Annotated in this window: 25 protein-coding genes, 2 pseudogenes and 1 riboswitch; of the genes and pseudogenes, 21 read left to right on the forward strand and 6 right to left on the reverse strand. The window is 38.0% G+C overall.

The features are described 5' to 3' along the window. Positions 1 to 8: 8 nt before the first annotated feature. The 6 genes from comGC to ABC255_RS08290 all read left to right on the forward strand — a co-directional run bounded on the left by comGC (position 9) and on the right by ABC255_RS08290 (position 2,134). Positions 9 to 317, forward strand: coding sequence for a competence type IV pilus major pilin ComGC (gene comGC, locus ABC255_RS08265; RefSeq protein WP_412998510.1), 309 nt, complete (start codon positions 9 to 11; stop codon positions 315 to 317). Beyond that, positions 317 to 751, forward strand: a complete 435-nt coding sequence (gene comGD, locus ABC255_RS08270; protein WP_412992673.1) for a competence type IV pilus minor pilin ComGD — start codon at positions 317 to 319, stop codon at positions 749 to 751. Before comGC ends, comGD begins: the two co-directional genes overlap by 1 nt. Next, positions 735 to 1,073, forward strand: a complete 339-nt coding sequence (gene comGE / locus ABC255_RS08275) for a competence type IV pilus minor pilin ComGE (RefSeq protein ID WP_412992674.1) — start codon at positions 735 to 737, stop codon at positions 1,071 to 1,073. The genes comGD and comGE overlap by 17 nt, the downstream gene beginning before the upstream one ends. Next, positions 1,024 to 1,497, forward strand: a complete 474-nt coding sequence (gene comGF, locus ABC255_RS08280; RefSeq protein ID WP_412998511.1) for a competence type IV pilus minor pilin ComGF — start codon at positions 1,024 to 1,026, stop codon at positions 1,495 to 1,497. The genes comGE and comGF overlap by 50 nt, the downstream gene beginning before the upstream one ends. After that, a complete protein-coding gene (comGG, locus tag ABC255_RS08285; protein WP_412992676.1) occupies positions 1,479 to 1,877 on the forward strand; it encodes a competence type IV pilus minor pilin ComGG in 399 nt (132 codons plus the stop codon). Before comGF ends, comGG begins: the two co-directional genes overlap by 19 nt. A gap of 68 nt (positions 1,878 to 1,945) precedes the next feature. Continuing rightward, complete coding sequence (locus ABC255_RS08290; protein ID WP_063251304.1) at positions 1,946 to 2,134, forward strand: YqzE family protein; 189 nt, start codon at positions 1,946 to 1,948, stop codon at positions 2,132 to 2,134. A 33-nt stretch (positions 2,135 to 2,167) separates the two neighbouring features. Here the strand turns inward: ABC255_RS08290 and ABC255_RS08295 are convergent, their stop codons facing one another. Then, entirely contained in the window at positions 2,168 to 2,959 is a 792-nt protein-coding gene (locus ABC255_RS08295; RefSeq protein WP_412992678.1) for a YqhG family protein, read from the reverse strand. Then, positions 2,937 to 4,625, reverse strand: a complete 1,689-nt coding sequence (locus ABC255_RS08300; RefSeq protein ID WP_335535679.1) for a DEAD/DEAH box helicase — start codon at positions 4,623 to 4,625, stop codon at positions 2,937 to 2,939. Before ABC255_RS08300 ends, ABC255_RS08295 begins: the two co-directional genes overlap by 23 nt. A gap of 152 nt (positions 4,626 to 4,777) precedes the next feature. Beyond that, positions 4,778 to 4,866, forward strand: a riboswitch (glycine riboswitch). Positions 4,867 to 5,056: 190 nt separating this feature from the next. On the opposite strand from ABC255_RS08300, the gene gcvT reads away from it, so the two are divergent. From gcvT to ABC255_RS08320, 4 genes are read left to right on the forward strand one after another with little or no spacing between them, the layout of a single operon-like run. After that, positions 5,057 to 6,160, forward strand: a complete 1,104-nt coding sequence (gcvT, locus tag ABC255_RS08305; protein ID WP_412992680.1) for a glycine cleavage system aminomethyltransferase GcvT — start codon at positions 5,057 to 5,059, stop codon at positions 6,158 to 6,160. 21 nt (positions 6,161 to 6,181) lie between these two features. Then, positions 6,182 to 7,528 (forward strand): aminomethyl-transferring glycine dehydrogenase subunit GcvPA, encoded by a 1,347-nt coding sequence (gene gcvPA / locus ABC255_RS08310; RefSeq protein ID WP_335535681.1) that lies wholly within the window; start codon positions 6,182 to 6,184, stop codon positions 7,526 to 7,528. Further along, on the forward strand, positions 7,521 to 8,981 hold the full coding sequence (gene gcvPB / locus ABC255_RS08315; RefSeq protein WP_412992682.1) for an aminomethyl-transferring glycine dehydrogenase subunit GcvPB: 1,461 nt from the start codon (positions 7,521 to 7,523) through the stop codon (positions 8,979 to 8,981). The genes gcvPA and gcvPB overlap by 8 nt, the downstream gene beginning before the upstream one ends. Positions 8,982 to 9,022: 41 nt before the next feature. Further along, complete coding sequence (locus tag ABC255_RS08320) at positions 9,023 to 9,187, forward strand: hypothetical protein (protein WP_412992684.1); 165 nt, start codon at positions 9,023 to 9,025, stop codon at positions 9,185 to 9,187. Positions 9,188 to 9,344: 157 nt separating this feature from the next. Here the strand turns inward: ABC255_RS08320 and ABC255_RS08325 are convergent, their stop codons facing one another. After that, complete coding sequence (locus ABC255_RS08325) at positions 9,345 to 9,728, reverse strand: rhodanese-like domain-containing protein (protein ID WP_412992686.1); 384 nt, start codon at positions 9,726 to 9,728, stop codon at positions 9,345 to 9,347. Positions 9,729 to 9,909: 181 nt separating this feature from the next. On the opposite strand from ABC255_RS08325, the gene ABC255_RS08330 reads away from it, so the two are divergent. Then, positions 9,910 to 10,746: a lipoate--protein ligase family protein gene (locus ABC255_RS08330; RefSeq protein ID WP_412992688.1), complete on the forward strand. Its 837-nt coding sequence runs from the start codon at positions 9,910 to 9,912 to the stop codon at positions 10,744 to 10,746. Positions 10,747 to 10,787: 41 nt separating this feature from the next. Here ABC255_RS08330 and ABC255_RS08335 read toward each other — a convergent pair whose 3' ends face one another. After that, positions 10,788 to 11,267: an SRPBCC family protein gene (locus tag ABC255_RS08335; protein ID WP_412992690.1), complete on the reverse strand. Its 480-nt coding sequence runs from the start codon at positions 11,265 to 11,267 to the stop codon at positions 10,788 to 10,790. Positions 11,268 to 11,648: 381 nt separating this feature from the next. Here ABC255_RS08335 and ABC255_RS08340 point away from each other — a divergent pair. Both ABC255_RS08340 and ABC255_RS08345 read left to right on the forward strand, forming a co-directional pair. Beyond that, positions 11,649 to 13,610 (forward strand): annotated as a pseudogene (locus ABC255_RS08340) (vitamin B12-dependent ribonucleotide reductase); the annotation flags it as partial. A gap of 293 nt (positions 13,611 to 13,903) precedes the next feature. Beyond that, positions 13,904 to 14,497 (forward strand): annotated as a pseudogene (locus tag ABC255_RS08345) (hypothetical protein); the annotation flags it as partial. 48 nt (positions 14,498 to 14,545) lie between these two features. On the opposite strand, the gene ABC255_RS08350 reads toward ABC255_RS08345, so the two are convergent. Continuing rightward, positions 14,546 to 15,721: a chromate transporter gene (locus ABC255_RS08350; RefSeq protein ID WP_412992692.1), complete on the reverse strand. Its 1,176-nt coding sequence runs from the start codon at positions 15,719 to 15,721 to the stop codon at positions 14,546 to 14,548. Between the two features lie 280 nt (positions 15,722 to 16,001). Here ABC255_RS08350 and ABC255_RS08355 point away from each other — a divergent pair, with 280 nt between their 5' ends. The 6 genes from ABC255_RS08355 to ABC255_RS08380 all read left to right on the forward strand — a co-directional run bounded on the left by ABC255_RS08355 (position 16,002) and on the right by ABC255_RS08380 (position 22,768). Continuing rightward, entirely contained in the window at positions 16,002 to 16,820 is an 819-nt protein-coding gene (locus ABC255_RS08355) for a hypothetical protein (RefSeq protein ID WP_412992693.1), read from the forward strand. A gap of 163 nt (positions 16,821 to 16,983) precedes the next feature. Next, positions 16,984 to 17,718, forward strand: coding sequence for an urease accessory protein UreH domain-containing protein (locus tag ABC255_RS08360; protein ID WP_412992695.1), 735 nt, complete (start codon positions 16,984 to 16,986; stop codon positions 17,716 to 17,718). 176 nt (positions 17,719 to 17,894) lie between these two features. Beyond that, positions 17,895 to 18,101, forward strand: a complete 207-nt coding sequence (gene copZ / locus ABC255_RS08365) for a copper chaperone CopZ (RefSeq protein ID WP_412992697.1) — start codon at positions 17,895 to 17,897, stop codon at positions 18,099 to 18,101. 86 nt (positions 18,102 to 18,187) lie between these two features. Next, on the forward strand, positions 18,188 to 20,596 hold the full coding sequence (locus tag ABC255_RS08370; RefSeq protein ID WP_412992699.1) for a heavy metal translocating P-type ATPase: 2,409 nt from the start codon (positions 18,188 to 18,190) through the stop codon (positions 20,594 to 20,596). Positions 20,597 to 20,710: 114 nt separating this feature from the next. Next, a complete protein-coding gene (locus ABC255_RS08375; RefSeq protein ID WP_412992701.1) occupies positions 20,711 to 21,397 on the forward strand; it encodes a response regulator transcription factor in 687 nt (228 codons plus the stop codon). Beyond that, positions 21,398 to 22,768, forward strand: coding sequence for a HAMP domain-containing sensor histidine kinase (locus tag ABC255_RS08380; protein WP_412992703.1), 1,371 nt, complete (start codon positions 21,398 to 21,400; stop codon positions 22,766 to 22,768). It abuts the gene before it with no gap. 56 nt (positions 22,769 to 22,824) lie between these two features. Here ABC255_RS08380 and ABC255_RS08385 read toward each other — a convergent pair whose 3' ends face one another. Continuing rightward, positions 22,825 to 24,615, reverse strand: a complete 1,791-nt coding sequence (locus tag ABC255_RS08385; protein ID WP_412992705.1) for an urease accessory protein UreH domain-containing protein — start codon at positions 24,613 to 24,615, stop codon at positions 22,825 to 22,827. Positions 24,616 to 24,811: 196 nt separating this feature from the next. On the opposite strand from ABC255_RS08385, the gene splB reads away from it, so the two are divergent. Beyond that, positions 24,812 to 25,837 (forward strand): spore photoproduct lyase, encoded by a 1,026-nt coding sequence (splB, locus tag ABC255_RS08390; RefSeq protein WP_412992707.1) that lies wholly within the window; start codon positions 24,812 to 24,814, stop codon positions 25,835 to 25,837. 86 nt (positions 25,838 to 25,923) lie between these two features. Then, positions 25,924 to 26,808 (forward strand): patatin-like phospholipase family protein, encoded by an 885-nt coding sequence (locus ABC255_RS08395; RefSeq protein ID WP_335535333.1) that lies wholly within the window; start codon positions 25,924 to 25,926, stop codon positions 26,806 to 26,808. Positions 26,809 to 26,828 lie beyond the last annotated feature (20 nt).

Below are 26,828 nucleotides of genomic sequence, written 5' to 3' on the forward strand. Positions count from 1 at the left end.
TAAAGATGATGAAAAATGAAAAAGGTTTTACTCTTGTTGAAATGATGATAGTCATGCTGGTTATTTCGGTTTTATTAATTATTACAATTCCAAATGTCGCAAAGCATAATACAAATATAAACAACAAAGGCTGTGAGGCTTTTGTGAAAATGGTTCAAGCCCAGGTGCAGTCTTATATTATGGAAAATAATAAGGTGCCAACAATGGCAAATTTAATTACGGATGGATATCTAATTAATGATACTGGTTGTCCAAATGGAACAAAAAATGTACAGATTGATTCAGAAGGTAAAGTAACGGCAGTACCAACAACATAATGCTCCGCAATCAAAAGGGATTTACACTAATAGAATCGTTGATTGTTCTCTCCATCTTTCTAATCATCTCCTCGATAACTGCCTTTAGCATAAAGCCACAATACTATTCAGCAACTGATAAGGCGTTTATTTCCCAATTAAAAGCGGACTTATATTATGGTCAGCAATATGCTATTGCTCATCAAATGGAAGTAAAAGTTATCTTTTATGATCATGAGCACATGTATCTCATCAGTACAGGCAATAAACAGCTAGTTGAAAGACATCATTCTCCAACGATTACTGTGACACAAGGAACGATTCAATTAGTATTTAAATTTAATTCGAATGGCAATGTAGACAGATTCGGTACATTATATATTCGGACACAACAAAAAAACTACCGATTAACTCTTTTGATTGGAAAGGGACGGTTTTATGTTATGGAAGAATGATGGATTCTTTTTACTAGAGCTCCTATTATCATTATCTGCATGGTTTATGATAGGCATGTTTTTTATGCCGTTATTAATGGAATTATCCCATCAATCTCAACAGCTTGTGAGGGATAAAAAGGCTGCTCAGTTTTTATTTGAAGAACTCCAAGCAAATTTAACAGAAGATAGAACAAGCTCAAATTACTCCATTTTTCATAATGGAACAGAATATAAGATTTATTGGAATCAATCGTCAGATATTGGACAAAAGGAGGTGTGTGTAAAAGTTGATGAAACTGCCTTCCACCCAAGAACAGAGATTTGTAAAGTACCCGAATGATAAAGCCTTTACTCTCCTTGAAGTGCTTTTTGCCTTTTCAATTTTTATGACCATAGTATTTTTCATGGTTCCTGTTCTTCAAATTGTTTTAGAAAATAAAGATTCAAATGGAAGGCTTCAGGAAATGGAATGGGATGTTTTTTGCAGTCAGGTAAAAAAAGAAATTCGTATTAGCTCTAAAGTGGAGGTGGTGTCAGGGAGACTGGTACTAACGAATAATAGTGAAAGTATTAACTACGAAAAATATGGAAGTAACTTAAGAAGGCGTGTTAATTCTTCGGGGCATGAGATATTACTGCAAAATGTATCCTCCGTCACTTTTACCAGGATTAATAACTCCGTAAAAATTATTGTAAAAGATGTTTGGGGGAAAGAGTACAATGTGGTAGTGCATTCCTATATTCAATGGGTTCCGGTCGTATGAGGAATAACGAACAAGGATTTACATACCCATTAACTTTAGCAGTGCTTATCCTTTTTCTTTTACTCTTCTCCTTTCGTGTAGAACAACTGTTAACCGAAAGGAAATTGGCTCATGAAACCAACCTAATCCTTCAGGAGGAATATTATTTTCATTCTTCTGTTAAAAAAGTAGAAGAAATCATGCAATCGGGTAGTGTTATTCCAGACAAAGGTACCTTTACCTATTTAAAGGGAAGCATGGGATTTCAAAGTGACATTCCGATTGGAACCGTACAGAAAATCAACTTTACTCTTAGAATGCAAACAGGTGAAACAGTGGTAGGACGCGGTTTTTTCGATATTTCTTCGAAAAGAATGATAAAGTGGATTGAAATTTATTAAGGTTAATAGTTGTTTGAAAAATTAAAACATGGACATACTTTTAGTGAAGAATGAAGGCAGGTGTGTCCATGAAAACGAATGATTATGTAAAATATATGACTCAAACTCTTGTTAAATATGCGGACCAGCCAAAGGATGAAAGAAAACGGCTCCGGGAAGAACGAAAACAAACAAGAGCGTCTTTTTGGTATCGTTGGTTTGGGATACTTCCCTATATATTTTATATTGAAGTGAAAAACAGAAGAAGAAAAGAGTAAAGAAGCAGATTCAAAATCTGCTTCTTTAATCTTTTACACAGCATTATCGGTTAAATAAAACAATCCTCCATTTATAAATGAAATGTTTATTTTTGGTTCATATTGGTCTTGCAAGGCTTTTTTTTCTGTTTCGTAACTTTCATTTTCTTCTTCCGCATCCTCGTAAAAATGATCAAGAAGACGTAAATCTTGCTCCCAACGTTTCCGGGCATCCTCTGCCCAAGTATGATCATCTTCATTAATGACAGCTTTTAGATAGTTTTCGATTCTTGACATTCCGCTTTTTGGCTTAACAAGAGGTGAAAGTGTAAACGAATAATCCGGTATTTTCGGTGTAAGTTGGACATTCTGTAGTCGATCATGAAAATCCTCAATCATTTGTCCGTTAATGAGCTGCAAACCGATTGATTTATAAATATCCCGCTTACGGTCGCATTGATACGAGATCTTAACATTCATACAAAGCCAAGGCATTAATGGAGTTTGTTGTTGACTATTACGGTGATTCTCATAAAGCCTGATATAGCTAGCCAGCTTTTTTGTTGATTGAAAAATTTGGTGCAGGCGGGGAGAACCAAAATGAACGGTTTCTCCCTTAATATGTTCAGGTGTTATCTGTGGGTTGGTAATAAACGTAAGCTTCATCGGATTTGGTATCCCGCCCGTTTTTTCTAGGTAATGCCAATAAAAAGGTCGGTTCATTAATTCCTTATCGAGTTCGATTGTTAATTGAACTGTTAAGTATCCTGGACCATTTTCTGTTATTTCACATTCATTAGCCTGAAAATAGCGTATCAGAAAGTTATGAATTTCCAGCTGCTGCATGTGAATCCTCCTTCTGCATATCTTTAGCCAGATCAATCATTGATGTAAGATTTTCCATCTTAATCCTCATTTCTCCTTCAGAACAGGATTGTCCAAAAATATCAATTAGATGATCTTCAATACTGCCAAAGTCTAACTTCGTTAAAATATCGTCCAAATCACCTATAACTTTTTCAAATAGTTCAATTTTTTCATATAGTAGCTTTAATATATGTTCCTCCACTGTGTTCTGGATTGCAAAATTATAGATCATAACGTCCTTTTCCTGCCCAAGACGATGGATCCTTCCGATTCTTTGCTCCAGTCTCATAGGATTCCACGGTAAATCGAAATTAATAATATGATTACAGAATTGAAGGTTAATTCCTTCACCACCCGCTTCAGTCGCGATGAGTACCTGTGCATGCTTCTGAAAGAGTTCGCGCATCCAGTCTTTTTTACCTCTTTTAAAGCCTCCGCGGAACGGAACTGATGATATCCCGTTTTGTTTTAAATACCATTGCAGGTACATTTGGGTTGCTCTGTATTCAGTAAAAATAATTACCTTATCATCTATCTTTTGAATCAATTCTAAAGCCTTTTCCGCTTTAGAGTTGCTTGAAACTGCTTCCACTTTTGAAATTAAATGTTGAATCTGGTCTTCAAATTCCTTGGTAGGGTTTTCTTTTTTCTGGAGCATGTTTTTAAGCGTATAAAAAACTGCTTCTCTACTGCTGCAGGCTTCTCTCTGTAGAGTCATCACCGAGAATGCGCTTGTTTGGACCCAATCGCCTTCGCTCTTTAAATCAGTGATAGCTTTGTACAATTCTTTTTCCTGAGGTGTAAATTCAATCGGTATAGTTTCAACATGTCTTTTGGTCCATTCAATACCTGTATCGGCACGCCGGTTACGAATCATTACCTTATTAACCAGCTCTTTTAAATGCTCATTATCATTTAATGAGCGTGCATCCCGTTTGTATTTATCAAAGAATGCTGTTTCACTGCCTAAATGCCCTGGTTTTAATAGGGATACGAGGTTAAAAATTTCCCCAATCCGATTTTGAATGGGGGTAGCAGTGAGAAGCAGACAAAACTTCTTCTTCAGATTTTGAACAAACTCATAGTTTTTTGTCTTGTTGTTCTTAAGTTTGTGAGCCTCATCAATAATAATTAAATCGTAGTCCTGCTTATAGATAATATCACGGTGTGGATCCCGTTTTGCCGTATCAATAGACGATACAACGACATCGCATTGTTCCCAAACATAGCTTTTCTTTTGAGAAACCGCAGGGATAAAAAACTTACTATTCAATTCATAAGCCCATTGGGTTACTAATGAAGCTGGAACAAGGATGAGAACTTTTTTTACGAGCCCGCGAATCATGTATTCTTTTAAAATAAGACCAGCTTCTATCGTTTTTCCAAGCCCAACTTCATCGGCGAGAATGGCCTTTCCATTCATATTCTCTATTACTTGTTTTGCCGTTTCGAGCTGGTGTGGAAGCGGGGTCAGATTAGGCAAATGATTGGGTGCTTGTAAGCCTTCAAATTCAGGAATAATCAGGTGTTTTTCAACGCCAACTGCCAGTTTGAAAAGGTCCCAATTTCCCCATGGTCCATCGTTCTCAATTCTATGTAAAAATTCATCCTGCCAGGAGGAATCAAATTGTATTTCAACACTCATGTTTTCAGCTCCTTATGCACAAAAATTTATTGCTCACCTTATGCTTTAATGGTAGGATGGTGATAGGTTTGAATGTTTTAACTATTGCAATAAAATAATTTTTTTAGATGTATATTTTAGTATGACCCTAATGTGAAAATATTATAATGCGGATGATGACAAGGGGAGAGACTACAAATGTAGCGCCGAAGGAGCAAGCACAATGTGTGAATCTCTCAGGCAAAAGAACTCTTGTTTGACGCAACTCTGGAGAGCGCTGACTATTAGGGCAGCCACCAAAGGGGAAAGCCGAGCTTAGGTAAACTTTCAGGTGCAAGGACAGAGACCTTCTTTTTGTTAAAGGGAGGTCTCTGTCCTTTTTTGTTTTTTTTGCGCTGGATTTATGGAACAACAAATGAAAAACATCTTTAGTTGTTGAAGGGGGATTAACGATGACTCAATTAAAACGGACACCGCTATTTGAAGTGTATAAGGAATATGGTGGCAAAACGATTGATTTTGGAGGCTGGGAGCTGCCTGTTCAATTCTCAAGTATCAAGGAAGAACATGAGGCAGTGCGTACAAAAGCTGGTTTATTTGATGTTTCTCATATGGGGGAAGTAATCGTCACCGGACCGGACAGCTTGTCCTACTTGCAGAAAATGTTAACTAACGACATCTCAAAAATTAATAATGGCGGAGCACAATATAATGCAATGTGCTATGAAAATGGTGGCACTGTTGATGATCTGCTTGTTTATAAACTAAAAGACAATCATTATTTACTAGTTGTTAATGCTTCAAATATCGATAAGGACTATAAATGGCTTGAGGACCATTTAGAGGGAGATGTTTCGATCGATAATCTATCTGAAAAAATGGCTCAATTGGCGCTGCAAGGACCGCTTGCTGAAAAAGTACTTCAAAAGCTCGCAGGTGATACTGATCTCGGTACTATTGGATTCTTTAAGTTCCAACAGGAAGTAACCATTAATGGGAAAAATGCATTGGTCTCACGAACTGGCTATACAGGTGAGGATGGCTTTGAAATATATTGCGATGCGTCAGACGCGGTTGAACTTTGGAAGGCGATTTTATCTGCTGGGAAAGAGGAAGGAGTTGTTCCTTGTGGTTTAGGTGCCAGGGATACTCTCAGATTTGAAGCAACTCTTGCTCTTTATGGTCAAGAATTGTCTCCTGAAATCACTCCGCTGGAAGCAGGTATCGGCTTTGCAGTTAAGTTAAATAAAGAAGCAGATTTTATCGGTAAAGAAGTACTTAAACAGCAAAGGGAACAGGGTGCAGCAAGAAAATTAGTTGGAATTGAAATGATTGACCGTGGAATACCGCGTCATGGCTACCCTGTCTATAAAGGTGAGGAACTGATTGGTGAAGTGACAACTGGAACGCAATCACCATCTTTGAAAAAGAATATTGGACTTGTGCTAATTAAAAACGAATACGCAGGTCTTGAATCAGAAATTGAGGTTGAAATTCGCGGAAAACGCTTGAAGGCGAAAGTAGTCCCAACACCTTTTTATAAACGAGAAAAGTAAACACGAGGGGAGATTAGGTTTATGAAACATCGATATTTACCTATGACTGAAGCAGATAAAAAGGAAATGCTCGAAACTATTGGCGTTAACTCCGTCGATGAATTATTCAGCGATATACCAGAAAAGGTTAGATTTAAAGGTGAATACAACATCAAAGCTGCAAAATCTGAGACTTCATTGATGAAAGAACTATTCCATATGGCTTCTCGTAATGCAGATTTAAAAACAAATGTATCCTTTCTGGGTGCAGGAGTTTATGACCACTATATGCCTGTAATTGTTGACCATGTTATTTCTCGCTCTGAATTTTATACAGCCTATACACCATATCAACCTGAAATTTCTCAAGGTGAGCTCCAAGCCATTTTTGAGTTCCAGACGATGATCTGTGAGTTAACTGGTATGGATGTAGCAAACTCCTCCATGTATGATGGCGGAACCGCATTGGCAGAAGCAGCGATGTTGAGCGCAGGTCATACAAAACGCAAAAAGATTATTGTTTCTGGTGCTGTTCATCCTGAGTCAAGAGAAGTCCTCAAAACGTATGCAAAAGGTCAGTATCTTGAAGTGATTGAAGTACCAGTTAACGATGGGATTACAGATATTGAAGCATTAAAAGGATTGGCAAATGAAGAAATTGCCGCAGTTATCGTGCAATACCCAAATTTCTTCGGAAGAATTGAACCATTAAAAGAACTAGAAGAAATTGTCCATGCAAATAAGTCGTTATTTGTTGTTTCAAGCAATCCTCTTTCACTTGGAGTATTAACACCACCTGGGAAGTTTGGTGCAGATATTGTCATTGGTGACGCGCAGCCGTTTGGAATTCCGACTGCGTTTGGCGGACCGCACTGCGGTTATTTTGCGGTAACTACTAAGCTAATGAGAAAGGTACCAGGACGTCTAGTTGGCCAGACCACTGACGACCAGGGCAGACGTGGATTTGTATTAACACTTCAAGCTCGTGAACAGCATATCCGCCGTGATAAAGCGACATCAAATATTTGTTCAAACCAAGCGTTAAATGCATTGGCTGCGTCTGTAGCTATGACAGCCCTCGGTAAAAAAGGCGTACGTGAAATGGCAGCGGCAAACTTACAGAAGGCACACTACGCAAGAAATGCTTTTAAAGAAGCAGGCGTTGAAGTTGTTTACGAAGGACACTCCTTCAATGAATTTGTTGTTAAATTAAACAAACCAGTAAAAGAAGTTAATCAAGCCTTGTTACAAAAAGGAATCATTGGTGGTTACGATTTAGGGCGTGACTATCCAGAACTTGCTAACCATATGCTGATTGCTGTAACAGAGCAAAGATCGAAGGAAGAAATCGATACTCTTGTGAAAGAAGTGGGGGATTTGCATGCATAACCAAGATCAGGCACTCATTTTTGAATCTAGTACACCAGGAAGAATTGGATACAGCCTCCCTGAAATGGATGTTCCTGAATTAGACCTTAGCAGCCTTCTTCCTGAAGGATATCTACGCAGCGAGGAGCCAGAGCTTCCTGAGGTTTCAGAGCTTGATATTATGCGTCATTACACTGCGCTATCTAGGAGAAACCATGGGGTGGATTCAGGTTTCTACCCGTTAGGTTCATGTACAATGAAATACAATCCAAAAATCAATGAAAATGTGGCCCGTTTTAACGGATTTGCTCATGTTCATCCACTTCAGGATGAAAGCTCTGTACAAGGTGCACTAGAACTTTTGTATGATTTGCAGGAGCATTTGATTGAGATTACAGGTATGGATGAAGTAACATTACAGCCAGCTGCTGGTGCTCATGGGGAATGGACGGGGTTAATGATGATCCGTGCTTACCATGAAGCAAACGGAGATTTGAAGCGTACAAAGGTTATCGTTCCGGATTCTGCACATGGAACAAACCCTGCTTCTGCAACGGTTGCAGGACTAGAAACCATCACTGTAATATCAAATGAGAATGGCCTTGTTGACCTTGAAGATTTAAGAAGAGTAGTTGGGGAAGATACAGCGGCATTAATGTTAACCAACCCAAATACCCTTGGACTTTTTGAGGAAAATATTATAGAAATGGCTGAAATTGTTCATGCTGCCGGCGGTAAGCTTTATTACGATGGTGCAAACTTAAATGCGGTACTATCAAAAGCTAGACCGGGGGATATGGGATTTGATGTGGTTCACTTAAACCTTCATAAAACCTTTACGGGTCCACATGGCGGAGGAGGGCCGGGTTCAGGTCCAGTTGGTGTAAAAGCAGACCTTATTCCGTTTTTACCAAAGCCTGTGATTACAAAACGCGGTGAAGAGTTTGTATTTGATTATGACCGTCCGCAATCAATCGGGCGCGTGAAACCTTACTATGGTAATTTTGGTATCAATGTTCGTGCATATACTTACATTCGTTCTATGGGACCAGATGGCTTAAAAGCGGTAACAGAATATGCTGTGTTAAATGCAAATTATATGATGAGAAGACTTGCTGAGTATTATGATCTTCCATTTGATAAGCATTGCAAACATGAATTTGTTTTAAGTGGAAGAAGACAGAAAAAATTAGGTGTTCGTACTTTAGATATAGCAAAACGCCTGCTTGATTTTGGCTATCATCCGCCAACCATCTACTTCCCATTAAATGTAGAAGAATGTATTATGATTGAGCCAACTGAAACAGAGTCTAAAGAAACGCTAGATTCATTCGTTGACATTATGATTCAAATTGCCAAAGAGGCAGAGGAAAATCCAGAAATCGTTCAAGAAGCGCCACATACCACTGTAGTAGGCCGTATGGACGAAGCAACAGCAGCTCGTAAACCAATCTTAAAATATCAAAAGGCATAAGTAAGAAAAAGGGTCAGATTCAGGTTGCTGAATCTGACCTTTTGGTTTTTGGGGAGGGGAATTGTGCCGGTAAATCACGTGGTACGGAATTAGGGGAACAATCAAGGGGTTATTGTGCCGGTAAATCACGTGGTACGGAATTAGGGGAACAATCAAGTGGTTATTGTGCCCGTAAATCTCGTGGTACGGAATTAGGGGAACAATAAAGGAGTTATTGTGCCCGCAAATCACGTGGTACGGAATTAGGGGAACAATATAGGAGTTATTGTGCCTGTAAATCACGCGGTATGGAATTAGGGGAACAATCCGATAATGTGATTTGGTAATAAAAAAGACTTCCGTATATTGGAAGTCCTCATTGCGTTATTTTTTTGTTTTTACTTTACCAGACCATTTTTTGAACCCGCCTTGAAGCTGTGTAAGATCTTTGTATCCTTTACGGTGTAAAAATTGTGCGGCACGGGCGCTGCGCAATCCGTTTTGGTCATATAAATAAACAGGTAAATCTGGACGAAGCTCCTTCATTCGCATTCTCATTTGTGACACTGGAATATTTCGGGCGCCTAAAATATGACCTGCTTCGAATTCGTTCGGTTCACGAACATCGATTAATTGTGCCTTACGATAACCGGCACGAAACTCCTCTTCCGTTACCGTTTTAACAATCCTTTTTTGATAAAAATAGGTAAAAACGGAGTAAGCTGCAACTGCCACGATGATGATAAGTAGGACATAAAGTGAATTCAATTTCTATTGCTCCTTTCAAGCATGGTACACTATGTTTTATTATATAAGTCAATCACGGAAAGATAAAGAATAAACGACAAAAAACTTCAAATTCATTAAACCTCAAACATCTGGTTTTGAATTCATATCAGATTTTGGTAGACTAAAACAAGAGTAAACTTGATAAAGATGAGGTTTTCAAATGAATAAAGAAGTTTGGCGTTTTATAGATTCTGGTAATTGTTCTCCATCATTTAATATGGCGTTGGATGAGGCATTACTTGATTGGCATAGCCAAGGGAAAATACCGCCCGTTATTCGCTTTTATGGCTGGGATCCTGCGACACTATCAATTGGATATTTCCAGAAAGTTGATAAGGAAATTGACTTAGAGGCAGTAAAAGCTCATGGATTAGGGTTCGTTAGAAGACCGACAGGCGGCAGAGGCGTTCTCCATGAGCATGAGCTTACATACAGTGTCATTGTGTCTGAAGATCACCCCGAAATGCCTAAAACAGTAACAGAGGCTTATCGTGTTATTTCTGAAGGAATCCTAAAAGGATTTCATCAGCTGGGATTAGAGGCGTACTTTGCCGTCCCAAGAACAGATGAAGAGCGAAGTGCACTAAAGAATCCCCGTTCAGCAGTATGTTTCGATGCACCAAGTTGGTATGAACTCGTTGTCGAAGGTCGTAAGGTTGCCGGAAGTGCTCAGACGCGGCAAAAGGGAGTAATCCTCCAGCATGGTTCAATTTTATTAGATTTAGACGAGGATAAGCTGTTCAGCTTATTTAAATATCCTAGTGAGAGAGTAAAGGATAGGATGAAATCTTCTTTTAAAAGTAAGGCAGTGGCAATTAATGAAATCAGTCCTAGAAAAATTACATTAGAGGAAGCAAAAGAAGCCTTTTATAAAGGCTTTGCAGAGGGACTTAATATCGAGCTTGAATCCTATGATTTAACAGAAGAAGAATTATCTTACGTAAATAAAATTGCAAAAGAGCGTTATGAAAGTGATGAGTGGAACTTCAAAAGATAAATAAACAGGCGCACCCATTTTGCAGGGTACGCCTGTTTTTATTATTTGTTAGTTACTTTTTCGATTTCCTTACCATATTTCTCATACCAGATTTTCCATTCCTCTTTACGATCAATTGTCCTGCCATCCAGTAATGATTCGATGACATCTAAACATACATGCCAGCCAGCAAGGTCTCTTGGGGTATGGTCCGTAATGGTATTTATTTTTTCGATTAGGCGCAGTATACATCCATTTGATCCTTCAGTTAATTCGAATCGAACGGTATCTAACCACCAGGAGAATTCCAAAACAGAATTTACTTTTAAGTCTAGGATAGAAAGCTCATCAAATGTTCCATCCCCCATATCAAATTTAATAACCCCGCCTTTACGAAGTTCGTCCACACGTAACTCTGAGAACCATTTTAGCAGTTTCTCGTTATCAGTTAAATAAGACCATACCTCTTGAATTGAATGGTTAAGATGGCGTTCATATGTGGCAGTATAGCTGTTTTCAATTTTTTCAATATGTGCTATCATCAATTCTTTGCTCCTTTTGTTGATTTATTTATTAAGTATACCTTTTTTAATATTCTTGATAATCAATTTATCTCCTTTATAACTTTAAATTTTCCTGAATTTAAAAATCGCAACCTGCGAAATTTGTTAAATTTTCCTGTATTTTGCCGAAATTTAATAGATATCTTATCTATTCTCTTGTTTCTAGTTTATTTTGAGTTTGACAAAGTTTTTATTTTTTGCCTCTGACACAATATGTAGTGGTGTCGAAAATATTTTCGGTACTATATATTGATTTGTTATATCTACCTATGTTAACTTATTTATATCGAGTCAGCTAGATATAGCAAAACTTAATAGAATCTCACACAAGATATAGAATTATTTGAAGGAGTTGTTCTCATGTCTGTTGTTTTTAGACAAAAAATGAATATTGATTTTGAAAGGTTGAATGAGGATATCCACTTATTCCCCCAAGTGCACCCGGTAACGCCAGATATGAAAATAACTCATAAGGGTGTTTCACGATTGGTCATGCTGGACCGGTACACCTTCAAAGACACTGCAAAAATCACCCTAACGAATGGCGACTTCGTTGTTCTCACTATAAAAGAAGATCCAAAATTCCCAGCACGCGGTCTTGGATACATCATGGAGATTGATTGGGAGAGTAAAAAAGCAAAGGTTTTAGTAGAAGAGGAATTTAGAGGTGTCCTAGATGCCCCTGAGGAATCAGCAACAGGATTGATTTGGCGCTCGTTAGATGTAATTGAGAAGCCTCTAGAATTGTTTTATGAGCAGATTGCTAAGAGAAACGCAACGGGTCTTGCTTCAGTTGAGGAAACTGAAGAGAAGCGAATCGAATGGTTTGAAAAGTTCTACAATGAGCTAGTTTCGATGAACTTCATTCCAGCGGGTCGAGTCCTTTACGGTGCAGGAGCAGAAACAGACGTAACGTTCTTTAACTGTTATGTAATGCCTTTTGTTCCAGATTCACGTGAAGGAATTTCCGATCACCGTAAGCAGGTAATGGAAATCATGAGCCGCGGCGGCGGAGTAGGAACCAATGGATCTACATTACGACCTCGAAACACCTTGGCAAGAGGCGTGAATGGTAAATCATCTGGTTCGGTTTCTTGGTTAGATGATATTGCGAAATTGACACATCTAGTAGAACAAGGTGGGTCTCGTAGGGGCGCCCAGATGATTATGCTAGCTGATTGGCATCCAGACGTTATTGAATTTATTATCTCAAAAATGCAAAACCCAAGAATTCTACGGTTCTTAATTGAAAATACAAACGATGAAACAATCAAGAAACATGCTCAGGATAAACTAAAATTAACACCGTTAACTTCGCAAGAAAGAGCCATGTATCAGGGAATTGTTAATTACAAACACATTCCAGGCTTTGGTGGCTTTGGTGAAGACATCATTGCTGAGGCTGAAGAGAAGCTTCAAACTGGTGGTAACTATACGGTTCATAATCCAGAATTCCTAACAGGAGCAAATATTTCTATCTGTTTGACAAAAGAATTCATGGAAGCTGTTGAAAATGATAGTGATTACGAGCTTCGTTTCCCATATGTAGAACATTATAGTAAAGAGGAAATGAAGATTTACAATGAAGAATGGCATAAAGTTGGAGACGTTCGTGAATGGGAAAAGCTTGGTCATAAAGTACGAGTTTATAAAAAGATTAAAGCGAAAGAGCTTTGGAACCTTGTAAACATCTGCGCAACTTACTCAGCTGAACCGGGAATATTCTTCATCGATAATGCAAACGACATGACAAACGCTAAAGCGTATGGGCAGCAAGTCGTTGCAACAAATCCTTGTGGAGAGCAACCTCTCGCACCATTTTCTGTTTGTAACCTTGCAGCTGTTAATCTGGCTGAAATGGTTGATAAGGAAACAAAAACAGTTGATTTTGGAAAGTTAAAGAAAACAGTAGCTGTTGGCGTAAGAATGCAAGATAACGTCATTAATGCTACACCATACTTCCTTGAGGAAAATAAGAAGCAAGCTCTTGGTGAGCGCCGCGTAGGTCTTGGCGTAATGGGCTTACACGATATGCTTATTTACTGTGAAACAGTGTACGGTTCAGAACAAGGAAATAAACTTGTTGATCAAGTTTTTGAAGTAATTGCAACAACAGCTTACAAAACATCAGTAGAATTAGCCCAGGAAAAGGGAAGCTTCCCATTCTTAAATGGTGAAACACGCGAAGAAACAAACCGTTTACGACAAGCATTCATCGATACAGGATATATGAAAAAAATGCCTAAAGATGTCCGTCAATCTATACTGGAAAATGGAATAAGAAATTCACATTTGCTAACTGTTGCTCCAACGGGTAAAATAATTGCCCCCAGTGTTCGTAAGAGCGCTGCGTAAACTTAGCTATATGCGGGAAACCCTGGCGTATCTCTTACTACCTTTGTCTTGCCAACAAGTAATCAGGTAAAAATGTAAGAGTGTTGGCTTAATTGCCTACCAGACAATCCGCAGGGAAGTCGTGGCTGACCCCTCAACGACTATACGCTGAGCAACCATAATATTATGGTTGGTGATAGAGTCTGACCCATATTGCGAAATATGGAGTGGGTACTAATAATCCCGCCCTCTATAAAGATTTATAGAGAGTAACAAAAGTGAGTACTGGAACAATGGTTGGCGTATCGACTGGATTAGAACCTTATTTCTCATTTTCTTATTTCCGAAGCGGACGTCTGGGTAAATTTATCGAAGTGAAAGCTGATATTGTTCAAGAATACCTAGATAGTCACCCAGAAGCAGATGCTGATAATCTTCCAAACTGGTTTGTTGCAGCGATGGAACTGGCACCTGAAGCACATGCAGATGTTCAATGTATCATTCAACGCTGGATTGACAGTTCTATTAGTAAAACTGTTAATGCCCCACAAGGGTATAGTGTTGAACAGGTAGAAAAAGTATATGAGCGTCTATACAAGGGCGGAGCTAAGGGTGGTACTGTGTACGTAGATGGATCACGTGATTCACAAGTTCTTACTCTTAAAGCGGAAGAAAATGAGATTCCAACATTCAAAGAAAAAACAAAACAGCACGTAGTACTTGTTGATACCATTAGTGACCTTCGTTCAACAGATGTTACGATTGGTTCTGAAGTTGGAAACACATGTCCTGTTTGCCGTAAAGGTAAAGTAAAGGAAATTGGCGGCTGTAATACATGTTCTAACTGTGGCACGCAGCTTAAGTGTGGTTTATAAAAAGATAAAAACGAGGATGCCCTTAGGGTGTCCTCGTGTTTCATCTTATCAAATAAGGAAAAGGCCTCCAATAATTCCAGTAACCACAATTACCCAAGGCGGCAGCTTCCAATAGGCAAGCATGCTAAATAATAGGGCAGCAAAGGCAAAATCTATTGGGGCTATAATCGTACTAGTCCAAATTGGATCATAAAATGCAGATATTAATATACCTACAACCGCAGCATTGACACCCATTAATGCTCCTTTTATTTTTGGATTACGGTTTATGCTTACCCAAAATGGCAAAGTACCTAAAACCAATAAAAACGCAGGGAGAAAGATAGCGAAGGTTGCCAGCAAACCGCCTGCCCATCCATTCATAACAGCACCTAAATAGGCACCAAAGGTAAACAACGGTCCAGGTACCGCCTGTGCAGCTCCATATCCAGCTAGGAACGCCTCTTTACTGAGCCAGCCACTGGGAACAAATTCACGTTCCAACAATGGTAAAACCACATGCCCTCCGCCAAAAACCAAAGAACCAGAACGATAAAAGCTATCAAACATCGCCACCAAGCTAGATCCAGTCAATTCTCTTAAAATAGGAAGGACGATCAATAATCCGAAAAATAATCCTAAGCAAATGTATGCAAATCTTCGAGAAAGTGGGACCTGAATAGTAGTAGGGGAATCTTCCTTTTGCCCCTTATAGATAATAAAACCTGCGACAGCAGCAATTAGGATTACAAATACCTGTGTATATGCTGTTTGCCATAATAAGGTACACATTAAAGCAAGTAAAGCAATTGCTTTCCGAGTCAAATCAGGAGTTAATTTTTGTGCCATTCCCCATATGGCATGAGCAACAACAGCCACTGCTACAATCTTTAACCCGTGAATCCATCCTGCATTTCCAATATCCACTCCTTTAAGAATTAGTGCAAAAAGGATCAGCAGAACGACTGAAGGTGTGGTAAAACCAACAAATGCTGAAATCCCTCCTAACAAACCGCCACGCATTACGCCAATCCCAATTCCAACCTGACTGCTGGCTGGCCCAGGTAAAAACTGGCACAGGGCTACAAGATTGGCGTATGCTGGTTCATCCAGCCATTTTCTTCTGCGTACATACTCATCATGAAAATATCCTAAATGAGCAATGGGACCGCCAAATGAAGTGAATCCAAGTTTTGCTGAAATCATTAGGATTTCAAGTAGTAAAGAAACTTTGCTTTGTTTCATAAATCCCCCTTTTAATATACAGGTGTATTAATGATAAGTTTATCTGTATACTTCGAAATAATCATTCAAAAAGGCATCAATAAAATGTTAAAAAAATGTAAATCCCCTCTTTACATACTGTACCGGGGTATAATATAATCATTTCATCAGATAGTTAACAACATTTCCATGTTAGTTTGCCAAAAAATAAATAACGGATTGTCTAGAAACGTGCTATGTAATAGCACGCTCTATTTTTCAAAAAAATATACCCTATATAGGTATGAAGGAGTGAGGTTTAATGAAAAAATGGGCTATTTCTGCACTAGTATACCTGTTGGTTGTGGTGGGAGGATATTATGCCTATGCTTCTTTTACAGATGAAGCAGATCTTCATAATGATACATCGGCACCACACGAACAAGAGGAAGAATCTTCGCATGGTCAGGAGCATAAAGAAAACGGTGAAAATCACAATGGTGAAAGTGAGGTCAAACCTACTCTTCAAGTTGAAAATGGAGAATTGATTATTACCTTAAAAGATTTGGAAGGAAATCCTGTATCAGATTTAGAAGTGAATCACGAAAAACTGCTGCATTTAATTGTTGTCAGCAAAGATTTGAAAGAGTATCAGCATTTACATCCTCAAACAAACAAGCCTGGAGTCTTCAAAGTAGCTCATGCATTACCAGCAGGGGAGTATAAAGCGTTTGTTGATATTAAACCAACAAGCAAGAACTATGAGGTAGCACCTATTTCATTCATAGTTGGAGAAAATTATAATGAACTTGATGAAGATTCACTAACCGTTGACGCCGAATTAATAAAGGCAGCTGGAGGCCATACAGTTAAAATGCTTCCAAGTTCATTAAAAGTAAATGAGGACATCCAACTTACATTTGATTTAGGAGAAGATACCCCAGAGCAGTATCTTGGAGCATTAGGACATGTCGTAATTCTTGATCAAAAAGGCGAAAATTATATTCACGTTCATCCACTGAAAGGGAACGAGCCTGTGTTTGCTACAAAATTCTCAGAGCCAGGGATTTATAAGATATGGGCAGAGTTTAAGTTTAACGGCCAAGTATTCGTATATCCATACGTTGTAGAAATTAAGTAATGAAAGCAAAGCATCGGTATTTTCCGATGCTTTTTACCTGATTGAAAATGTCCCATAATTGTCAAAAACTCTTCATACGTTCTTCATAAAATGTGACTACTATTGTTATAGTATAAACTTAGTAAACTGTCTTTTTATCAACCAAGAAAAATAAGGTGATGCAATGTACAATCTCATGAGTCAATTTAGTTCATTTGTCAGCAAACCGTTTTTTATCATCGCCAATAACCTGGAGTCTTGGCCTATCATTTTTACCCTTCTTTTAGGGATAGTGGGAGCTTTGGCACCATGTCAGCTAACCGGAAACATCAGTGCATTAACCCTGTATGGTAACCGCTCCTTTCAACAGAAAATTGTTTGGAAGGACGTTATCTTTTTCACATTAGGGAAAATAGCGGCATTCTCATTATTAGGTGCATTAGTTTGGATACTTGGAAGAGAAATTCAAGAAAACCTAATTTCTTATTTTCCTTGGATCCGTAAAATTATGGGACCGCTGTTGATCGTTGTTGGTTTGTATATGGTAGGGTTGATACAACTTCGAGGCACAATAAATTTATTTAAAGGAACTAAAGAATATAAACAGGAAACACCATTTGGTTCGTTTATGCTTGGATTCAGTTTTTCGCTTGCTTTTTGTCCAACGATGTTCATTTTGTTTTTTGTTACCTTAATGCCGATTGTATTGTCCAGTTCCTACGGCTTTATCCTGCCATCGATATTTGCTATTGGTACGGCACTGCCATTAATCCTATTTATTTTCATTATTTGGTACTTAGGTGGTGGTGGTCTATTAATGAAAAAGGGAAAAAAGCTAGGTGCTTCAATTCAAAGAGTTTCTGGAGTATTGATCATACTGTTAGGCATATTTGACTCTCTAACTTATTGGTCCTTGTAACAGAATTCCTGGATAAAAATAACGCTTTATGAACAAGCTGTGAAAGTTGAAAAATAATAAGATAAATTTTTATAAAACACTTTACATAGGGTAGGGGGGTATGGTTAAATATAAATAAGAACCTTACCTTTATTACAAGGTTAATAAAGTGTTACTTATGAAAGGGTGCAAATAAAATGGAAAAAGTGACTTTAAACGTACAAGGAATGTCTTGCGATCATTGTGTTAAAGCAGTTGAAGGCAGTGTTAGTGAACTAAACGGAGTTAGCACTGTTAAAGTAAATTTAAAAGCAAATACAGTTGATGTTGAATATAACAACCAAGAGGTATCACTTGATAAAATCAAAGAAACAATTGATGATCAAGGTTACGACGTAGAATAAAAAATTGGAAAAGACACGTGCTAATGAAATAGCACGTTCTTTTTAAAATAAAATATACCCACACAGGGTATAAAGGGGTGGCTTTTATGTCTCAAGCTTTAAAAGAAACCAATTTACAAATTTCTGGAATGACCTGTGCAGCTTGTGCAACAAGAATTGAAAAGGGATTGAATAAATTAGAAGGCGTAGTAACAGCAAATGTAAATTTAGCCCTAGAAAAATCTGCTATTAAATACGACCCAGAAAAATTAAAGGTTGAAGATATTGAGAAAAAGATTAGAGATTTAGGATATGAAGTGGTTACCGAAAAGGCAGAGTTTGATATTACCGGAATGACCTGTGCTGCCTGCTCAACTAGAATAGAAAAAGGCTTAAATAAATTGGAAGGTGTCGTAAAGGCGAATGTGAATCTAGCCCTTGAAAAAGCAACAGTTGAATACAACGGTTCTGTTCTATCGCCAACTGACATCATTAAAAAGGTAGAAAATCTTGGTTATGGAGCTCATGTAAAGGAGGGCGCAAAAGAAACAAGCGACCATCGTCAAAAGGAAATTACTAAACAAACAAAAAAGTTTATTTTTTCGGCAATCTTATCTCTCCCATTATTATGGGCGATGGTTGGACACTTTTCATTTACATCCTTTATCTGGGTTCCTGAAGCCTTTATGAATCCATGGGTTCAGCTTGCATTGGCAACACCCGTTCAATTTATTATTGGTGCCCAGTTCTATATTGGAGCCTATAAGGCCTTGAAAAATAAAAGCGCTAATATGGATGTCCTTGTTGCTCTAGGTACATCAGCAGCCTATTTTTACAGTTTATATTTGTCGATTATGTCTCTTTCGATGGGTACACATTCACTTGAGCTTTATTATGAAACGAGTGCAGTCCTTATTACATTAATTATCTTGGGTAAGCTTTTTGAAGCAAAAGCAAAAGGACGTTCGTCAGAAGCCATAAAAAAATTAATGGGGCTTCAAGCGAAGACAGCAACGGTTGAAAGAAATGGGATAGAACAGGAAATCCCGCTTGAAGAAGTGATCGTGGGTGATATCCTATATATCAAACCTGGTGAAAAAATTCCCGTCGACGGGAAAATCATCGAGGGAAATTCAGCAATTGATGAATCAATGCTTACAGGAGAAAGCGTTCCAGTTGATAAGAGTATCGGTGATGAAGTGATCGGTGCAACACTTAACAAAAATGGATTCCTAAAGGTTGAGGCAAAGAAGGTTGGAAGGGACACTGCGCTGGCTCAAATCATTAAAGTGGTCGAAGAGGCACAAGGTTCTAAGGCACCTATCCAGCGCCTGGCAGATAAAATATCTGGAATATTTGTTCCTATCGTTGTGGGGATTGCTGTTATTGCATTTATCATTTGGTATGTATGGGCTGCACCGGGAGATTTTGCGCAAAGCTTAGAAAAAATGATTGCCATCCTCGTGATAGCCTGCCCATGTGCATTAGGATTGGCAACACCAACCTCTATCATGGCTGGGTCAGGCAGGGCAGCAGAATTTGGTATCCTGTTTAAAGGCGGGGAGCATTTGGAAATGACCCACCGAATTACGACTGTTGTCTTGGATAAAACGGGTACAGTAACGAATGGTAAACCTGTTTTAACCGATGTAATAACAGATTTAGCGGAAGATGAATTTTTATCATTGATTGGATCTGCTGAAAGGCAATCAGAGCACCCACTTGCTCAGGCAATCGTTCAAGGAATAAATGAGAAAGGAATTCCTTTCTTAAATGTTAGTGAATTTGAAGCGATTCCTGGCTTTGGCATTAAAGCAATGGTCGATGGTAAAGAATTATTAATTGGTACAAGAAAATTAATGAACAAGTATAACGTCAAGGTTGATGGTGCACTTGCACAAATGGATGAATTGGAAAAGGTAGGTAAAACGGCAATGCTTGCTGCTATTAATGGTCAATATGCAGGTACTGTTGCTGTTGCAGACACGATTAAGGAAACATCAAAAATGGCGATTAGCCGCCTTAAAAACATGGGACTCGAGTGTCTTATGATTACGGGAGATAATCAACAAACTGCATTAGCGATTGCTAAGCAAGCTGGTATTGATCAAGTAATTGCTGAGGTACTTCCGGAAGGAAAGGCAGCTGAAATTAAGAAACTTCAGGCACAAGGCAAGAAAGTAGCAATGGTCGGAGATGGAATCAATGATGCTCCAGCTCTTGCAGTTGCTGATATTGGTATGGCTATAGGAACGGGAACCGATGTAGCGATGGAAGCAGCCGATATAACCCTTATCCGTGGCGATTTAGGTAGTATTGCTGACGCAATCTTCATGAGTAAGAAGACGATAACGAACATAAAGCAAAATCTTTTCTGGGCACTTGCCTATAATTCGCTTGGGATTCCAATAGCGGCTCTTGGTTTCTTAGCGCCGTGGCTTGCAGGCGCTGCGATGGCATTTAGTTCAGTATCCGTTGTCCTGAATGCTTTACGATTACAAAAAGTTAAATTATAAATATCTAACCCAAAGGCTGACACATAATTGTCAGCCTTTTTCACATTTATCACTATCTGTAACTATTATACTTAACTTACAAGGATTCTAATTTTATAAGCTGGGTGAAATCAGATGAATCATATTTTACTGATAGAAGATGAGCAAAGTGTAGCAACAGTTATTAAAGGATATTTGGAAAAAGAAGGTTATAAAGTTTCTAGCGTTCAAAACGGATTAAAAGGACTAGATGTTTTTAAAGCCGCAGAATTTAAATTAATCATATTAGATCTAATGCTACCTGATATTAGCGGCGAAGAAGTTTGTAAAATCATTCGTCAAACATCGGATGTCCATATCTTTATGCTCACAGCTAAAGGATCTTTGAATGACAAAATAGAAGGTTTAAATATTGGTGCAGATGAATACTTGATAAAGCCGTTCAGCCCAAGAGAACTAACTGCTAGAGTGAATGCTTTATTCAGGAGAATAGGTTCTAAATTCCCTTCATCAAAGGTTATTTTTGATGATGGTTATTTATTAATTGATTGTGATAAAAGAGCAGTTCGCATACTAGAACAAGCGATTCCGTTCACACCTAATGAGTTTGATATTATTTGTGCCCTTGTCACGGCAAAAGGAAATGTATTATCAAGAGAACAGTTGATTGATAAAATCTTTGGCGTTGATTTTAGCGGGTATGATCGGACAATTGATGTCCATATAAAAAATATCCGTAAAAAAATAGAAAAAGACACGAAGAACCCTAAATATATTGTTACGGTAATGAAAGCTGGCTATAAATTTGGCGGTGAGAAGTAAATGCAAACAATCAATAGAAGATTGAGTATGTTATTGGTGCTGTCTGCGGTTGCCGCTATCCTGCTAGTTACTGTTTTTGTCAATCTGACGGTATCAAATAAATTTAACGAATACATGATTGATAGTCAAAACAAGAGGTATGGGAGAATTGTTTCTTATCTCGAGGAGGCTTATAAAAGGGAAGGGACATGGTCCTCAGATACTGGAGCAGAATTGATGCATGAGGCTAATATGGGGAATTATTGTTTGACCCTTTTAGATACCAGCAAACAAGCGGTCTGGGGAATGGATCCTGATGACTTAAAAACTCAAATTCATATTGGAGAAATGTCAGGACACGATAGTGGTGTTTATATAACTAAAACATTCGAAATTAAAGTGGATGGTACAATAGTTGGGTTTGTCGATATTGGACAATATTCGTCTGTGCTTTTATCAGAAGAAGACTTAACCTTTAAGTCTTCGATAAACAAAAGTATTATTGTCAGTGGTGCTCTCACGCTAATCATCATCATTAGCTTGGGTCTTTATTTTTCAAAACAATTCTCAACACCGATTCGGGAAGTAGCAAAGATGTCTGTAAGCTTATCTCAAGGCAACTTCGATACAAAATCTAATGTTAAAAGTAATATTGAGGAATTAGAGGATTTAAGAAAGAGTGTGAACATCCTTGCAGGTAAGTTAAAGTATCAGGACACACTTAGAAAAAGGTTAGTTTCGGATATTACGCATGAAATTAGAACGCCTTTAAATGTTCTGCAAAATAATCTTGAAGCCATGATTGATGAGGTTTCTCCAGTTACTAAAGAGGGATTAAATTACTTAAATGAGGAGGTCATCCGTTTCGGAAAACTAATAAATGACTTGAATTTATTAAAAGAATTCGAATCAGAAAGTACCAAACTTAACTATGAAACCATTTTCCTCGATCAACTAATTTCAGAGATTTGTAAGGATTTTTATATGGCCGCTGAAAATAAAAATATTACCATAGAGTATGATATCCTCGATGGTGGAAATTATCTCATAATTGCAGATAAGGATAAAATGAAACAAGTATTTATTAACCTATTCTCTAATGCTCTTAAATTCACTGAAATGAATGGAAAGATACTTATTAAACTATATAAGGATAATAAAAACATCATTCTAGAAGTGATAGATAATGGTATTGGGATTTATCAGGAAGATTTACCTTTCATTTTTGAAAGGTTATATAGAGGAGATAAGAGCAGAAACCAAATTGAAGGAACCGGGATTGGATTAACAATTGTTAAAAATATCTTAGACCTTCATAATGCAATGATAGAAGTAGTTAGTAAAGCAGGAGCAGGAACCACCGTGAAGGTTTTTTTTGATTTATCAAAGTAAAACGGTGACTAAAAAAGAGCTTTGGTGACCAATCCACCAAAGCTCTTTTCTGTTCGTTACTGAATATATTTCGCTCTAACCTCTTCAACGTCCACAGTATTTATATCATCAACGACTTCAATGATTCCAAGCAATTCTTGTTCATTTAGGAAGATACCATATGATCCACTAGTTTCAACGGAGAATTCAATGTTATTAACCCCTTTGGTACCAGTAAAATCAGTTACGATTTGCTTAGTTGACGAATTTAATATCATAAAGTAGCCTTCAGCATTATCAAAGTCGGTTAAATCTAAAGCCAGTGTTGTTTTTAATCCTTTATTCACTACCATGATTAATGGCTCAAACTCATATCCATTTCCTTTAATTGTAAGTGTTTGCCCGTCAGCAGTAACTTCCGCTGATTTAACTAATCGATCTGTTGCTACCTTACTAAAATCATTCCCGTAGATACTAGGCTTTACAGGTTCAGCAGAGGGTGCAGTTACAGCTGAATCAACCCCTTCGCCGTCACTGCTTGAAGCCGTGATTGCATCAAGATCATCTACCACCTTAATGACACCGCGTTTCATTCCCATCCAACAGCTAAAATTTAGATCCTCATCCCCAGGTGTAAATTCAATCAAATTATTACCGCTTTGCAGCTTCTGTTGAATGTTCATGTCTGGGATTACAATCGTGTTATTACAGCCAGTAATCTCTTCCCCTTCTACAACCCATTTAACCGGCATTCCTTTTTGGACATACAGGGTTTTTGGTGTGTAGCCATAAACATTAGCAGTCATATTCAATACCTGAACACCATCTTTAATGGTTGCTTTAATCGCATTAGATGAGTCTGATGAAGCTTCGGCGTCACCGAATGCGCCAACACTGGACATGATTGCCATAGGGCTCAAATTCATTCCGGCAAGAGCAAGCCCTCTATTGCTCATGATGAGACCCAGCATGATAATGAGGACACCGCTAAACTTGAGAATTTTCTTTGTATAACCTTTACTTAATAATCCTGACAAAGCTCCAAATGTCAGCATGAGAGGGACGGTTCCGATAGAAAACATAAACATAGATAATGCACCTGCTGCCGCACTGCCTGTTCCTAAAGCGAAAATTTGCATCGTTTGTAATGGACCACAGGGCATTAATCCGTTAAGAAGTCCTACAAAAAATGGTGCTCTCGGCTTACTCATGGCCCTGCATGATACATTTGGTAATTTTATTTGGAATTTCCTAAAAACCTTAAAACCAGCCATATTAAAACCCATTATAATCATAAAAACACCGGCAAATAGCTGTAATGCTGCTTTAGCAGTAAGCGATAAAGCAAAAACTGAACCAATGGCACCAATAACTCCGCCTAGGATGGTATAGGCTATTACTCTTCCTGCGTTATATAAAAGTGCTGGCTTTATTGCTTCAAATCTGTTCATGCTTTCTTTTCCAATACTTTGCGAAAGCATGATTCCACCGCACATACCTACACAATGGATTGAAGTAATCACTCCAACTACAAATAATACAGCATATGAGGCATTATTTAGGTGTGAATCCATATCGTAATTCCCAGTGTTGATCCCTAGTAACACAACGGCTGCCACTGCAATAATAATTCCAATAATCTTAAAGTCTTTAGGGCTTTCAGTGCTATATCCTACACTTTGAATAGCATTTTTTATTTTTTTTAAATCGCAAAAATGATCATCAAATTCAATTTCTGCAAATTGACCGCTAAAACTAGCTTTTACATCAAGGACCCCATCTAATTTTTTCACAGTTCTTTCAACCCGCTTCTCGCAGGATGTACAGGTCATTTCATAAACCTTTATGCTTTCTCTTTTTATGCTCATAAAGTTCCCTACCTTTACTTGTAAATAAAACACACTAAACAATAGGTAAAGTATAGAGAATTTTTGTGTTGATGATATGAAGAAAGAGAGTATTAAAGTGAACAATTTGTAGACAAAATATAAACAAATTATGAACCATGTTAATATTTATAAATTGCTCATACTATAAAAAACAGATTGAAAAGAGGAAAATAACTTGGAACCTTTTATGCCTCAATTAGTATACTTTGAACCTAGAGCATTGGAATACCCTCTTGGAAGAGAGCTAAAAGAAAAGTTTGAAAAATTGAATCTTGAAATTCGAGAGACAACTTCACATAACCAGATACGGGATTTGCCTGGTGATAATGAAAATCAAAAATACCGAAATGCAAAATCAACCCTTGTAGTAGGAATTAGAAAGACATTAAAATTTGATACTTCTAAGCCCTCCGCAGAATATGCCATCCCTTTGGCTACTGGCTGTATGGGACATTGCCATTATTGCTACCTGCAAACGACACTCGGTAGCAAACCTTATATCCGAACCTATGTTAACCTCGAGGATATCTTTGAACAAGCACAGAAATACATGGATGAGCGTAAGCCAGAAATGACTCGATTTGAAGCTGCTTGTACCTCGGACATCGTTGGATTAGATCATTTAACACATTCATTGAAGAAGACAATCGAATTTATCGGCCAATCGGAGTTTGGATTGTTGAGGTTTGTAACAAAATTCCATCATGTCGATCATCTGTTGGATGCCAAACACAATGGGAGGACAAGATTCCGTTTTAGTGTTAATTCTCGTTATGTTATTAAGAACTTTGAGCCAGGTACTTCTTCTTTTGAAGATCGTCTGGCAGCTGCAAGAAAGGTCGCAATGGCAAATTATCCTTTAGGATTTATTGTTGCGCCCATTTATTTACATGAGGATTGGAAGGAAGGCTATCGTGAGCTTTTTGAACGTTTAAGTAATGAGCTGGAAGGCTTGGAAATACCGGATCTGACATTTGAACTTATCCAACACCGTTTTACCAAGCCAGCAAAAAACGTGATAGCAAAAAGGTATCCTAAAACCAAGCTTGAAATGGACGAGGAAAAGCGAAAATATAAATGGGGCCGCTATGGAATCGGCAAATATGTCTATCCAACAGAAGAGGCGAATGAGTTAGAAACGACCATTCGCGGTTACATAGACGAATATTTTCCAAAAGCAAAGGTTGAATATTTCACTTAAAAAAATTTTTTGCTTGTACACCGTACTATTTTGGTGACCAACCGCTTAAAGATGTAACAATGAGTACACCTTTAGGAGTGGCTGCCATGAAAATAGACGGTGTTTTTTCTGGAGGAGGAATTAAAGGATTTGCTCTAATTGGGGCAATTCAAGAAATTGAAAAAAAAGGTTTTCAATTCGAGCGGGTTGCTGGAACGAGTGCTGGGTCGATTGTTGCGGCTTTAATTGCAGCTGGGTATGGAAGTCATGAGATTGAACAAGTTCTTGATGAGCTGGATTTATCAAAGTTCCTCGATGCACGAAAGATGATTATTCCTTTTCCACTGGCTAAATGGCTTTTTGTTTATTGGAAATTGGGTTTATATAAAGGGAATGAGCTTGAAAAGTGGATTGAAGAGAAATTAGCAGCAAAGGGTGTAAGAACATTTTCGGATTTGCCGCCGCAAAACCTTAGGATAATCGCTTCTGACCTCTCCAATGGCAGGCTGATGGTCCTTCCGGATGATTTGGTCAGATATGGTATTCCTCCTGAGTCATTTTCAATCGCAAAAGCTGTAAGAATGAGCTGCAGTATTCCGTATTTTTTTGAGCCTGTTAAATTAAAATCAATGGATGGAGTAAATGTAATCGTTGATGGAGGAGTATTAAGCAATTTCCCAATGTGGCTATTTGACCACGAAAATATACAAAAGTTACGGCCAGTAATTGGAATTAAATTAAGCGGAGATGAATACGAGCACGAAAAACATAAAATCAAAAATGCAATTCAATTATTTGGTGCTTTGTTTGAAACGATGAAGGATGCACATGATTCACGTTATGTATCTAGAAAACATGCTAGAAACATCATTTTTGTTCCTTCTGAGGGGGCATTATCAATAGAGTTCAATCTGACGGATGAAAAGAAACAGGAATTGTTTGAATTAGGCAGAGAAGCTGCTAAAAGGTTCTTTAAGTCCTGGTGCTATTAATGGAAGACAAAAAGAAAAAT

It is taken from the genome of Neobacillus canaveralius (assembly GCF_047237705.1).
In the GTDB taxonomy this organism is placed as follows: Bacteria; Bacillota; Bacilli; order Bacillales; family Cytobacillaceae; genus Neobacillus; species Neobacillus niacini_K.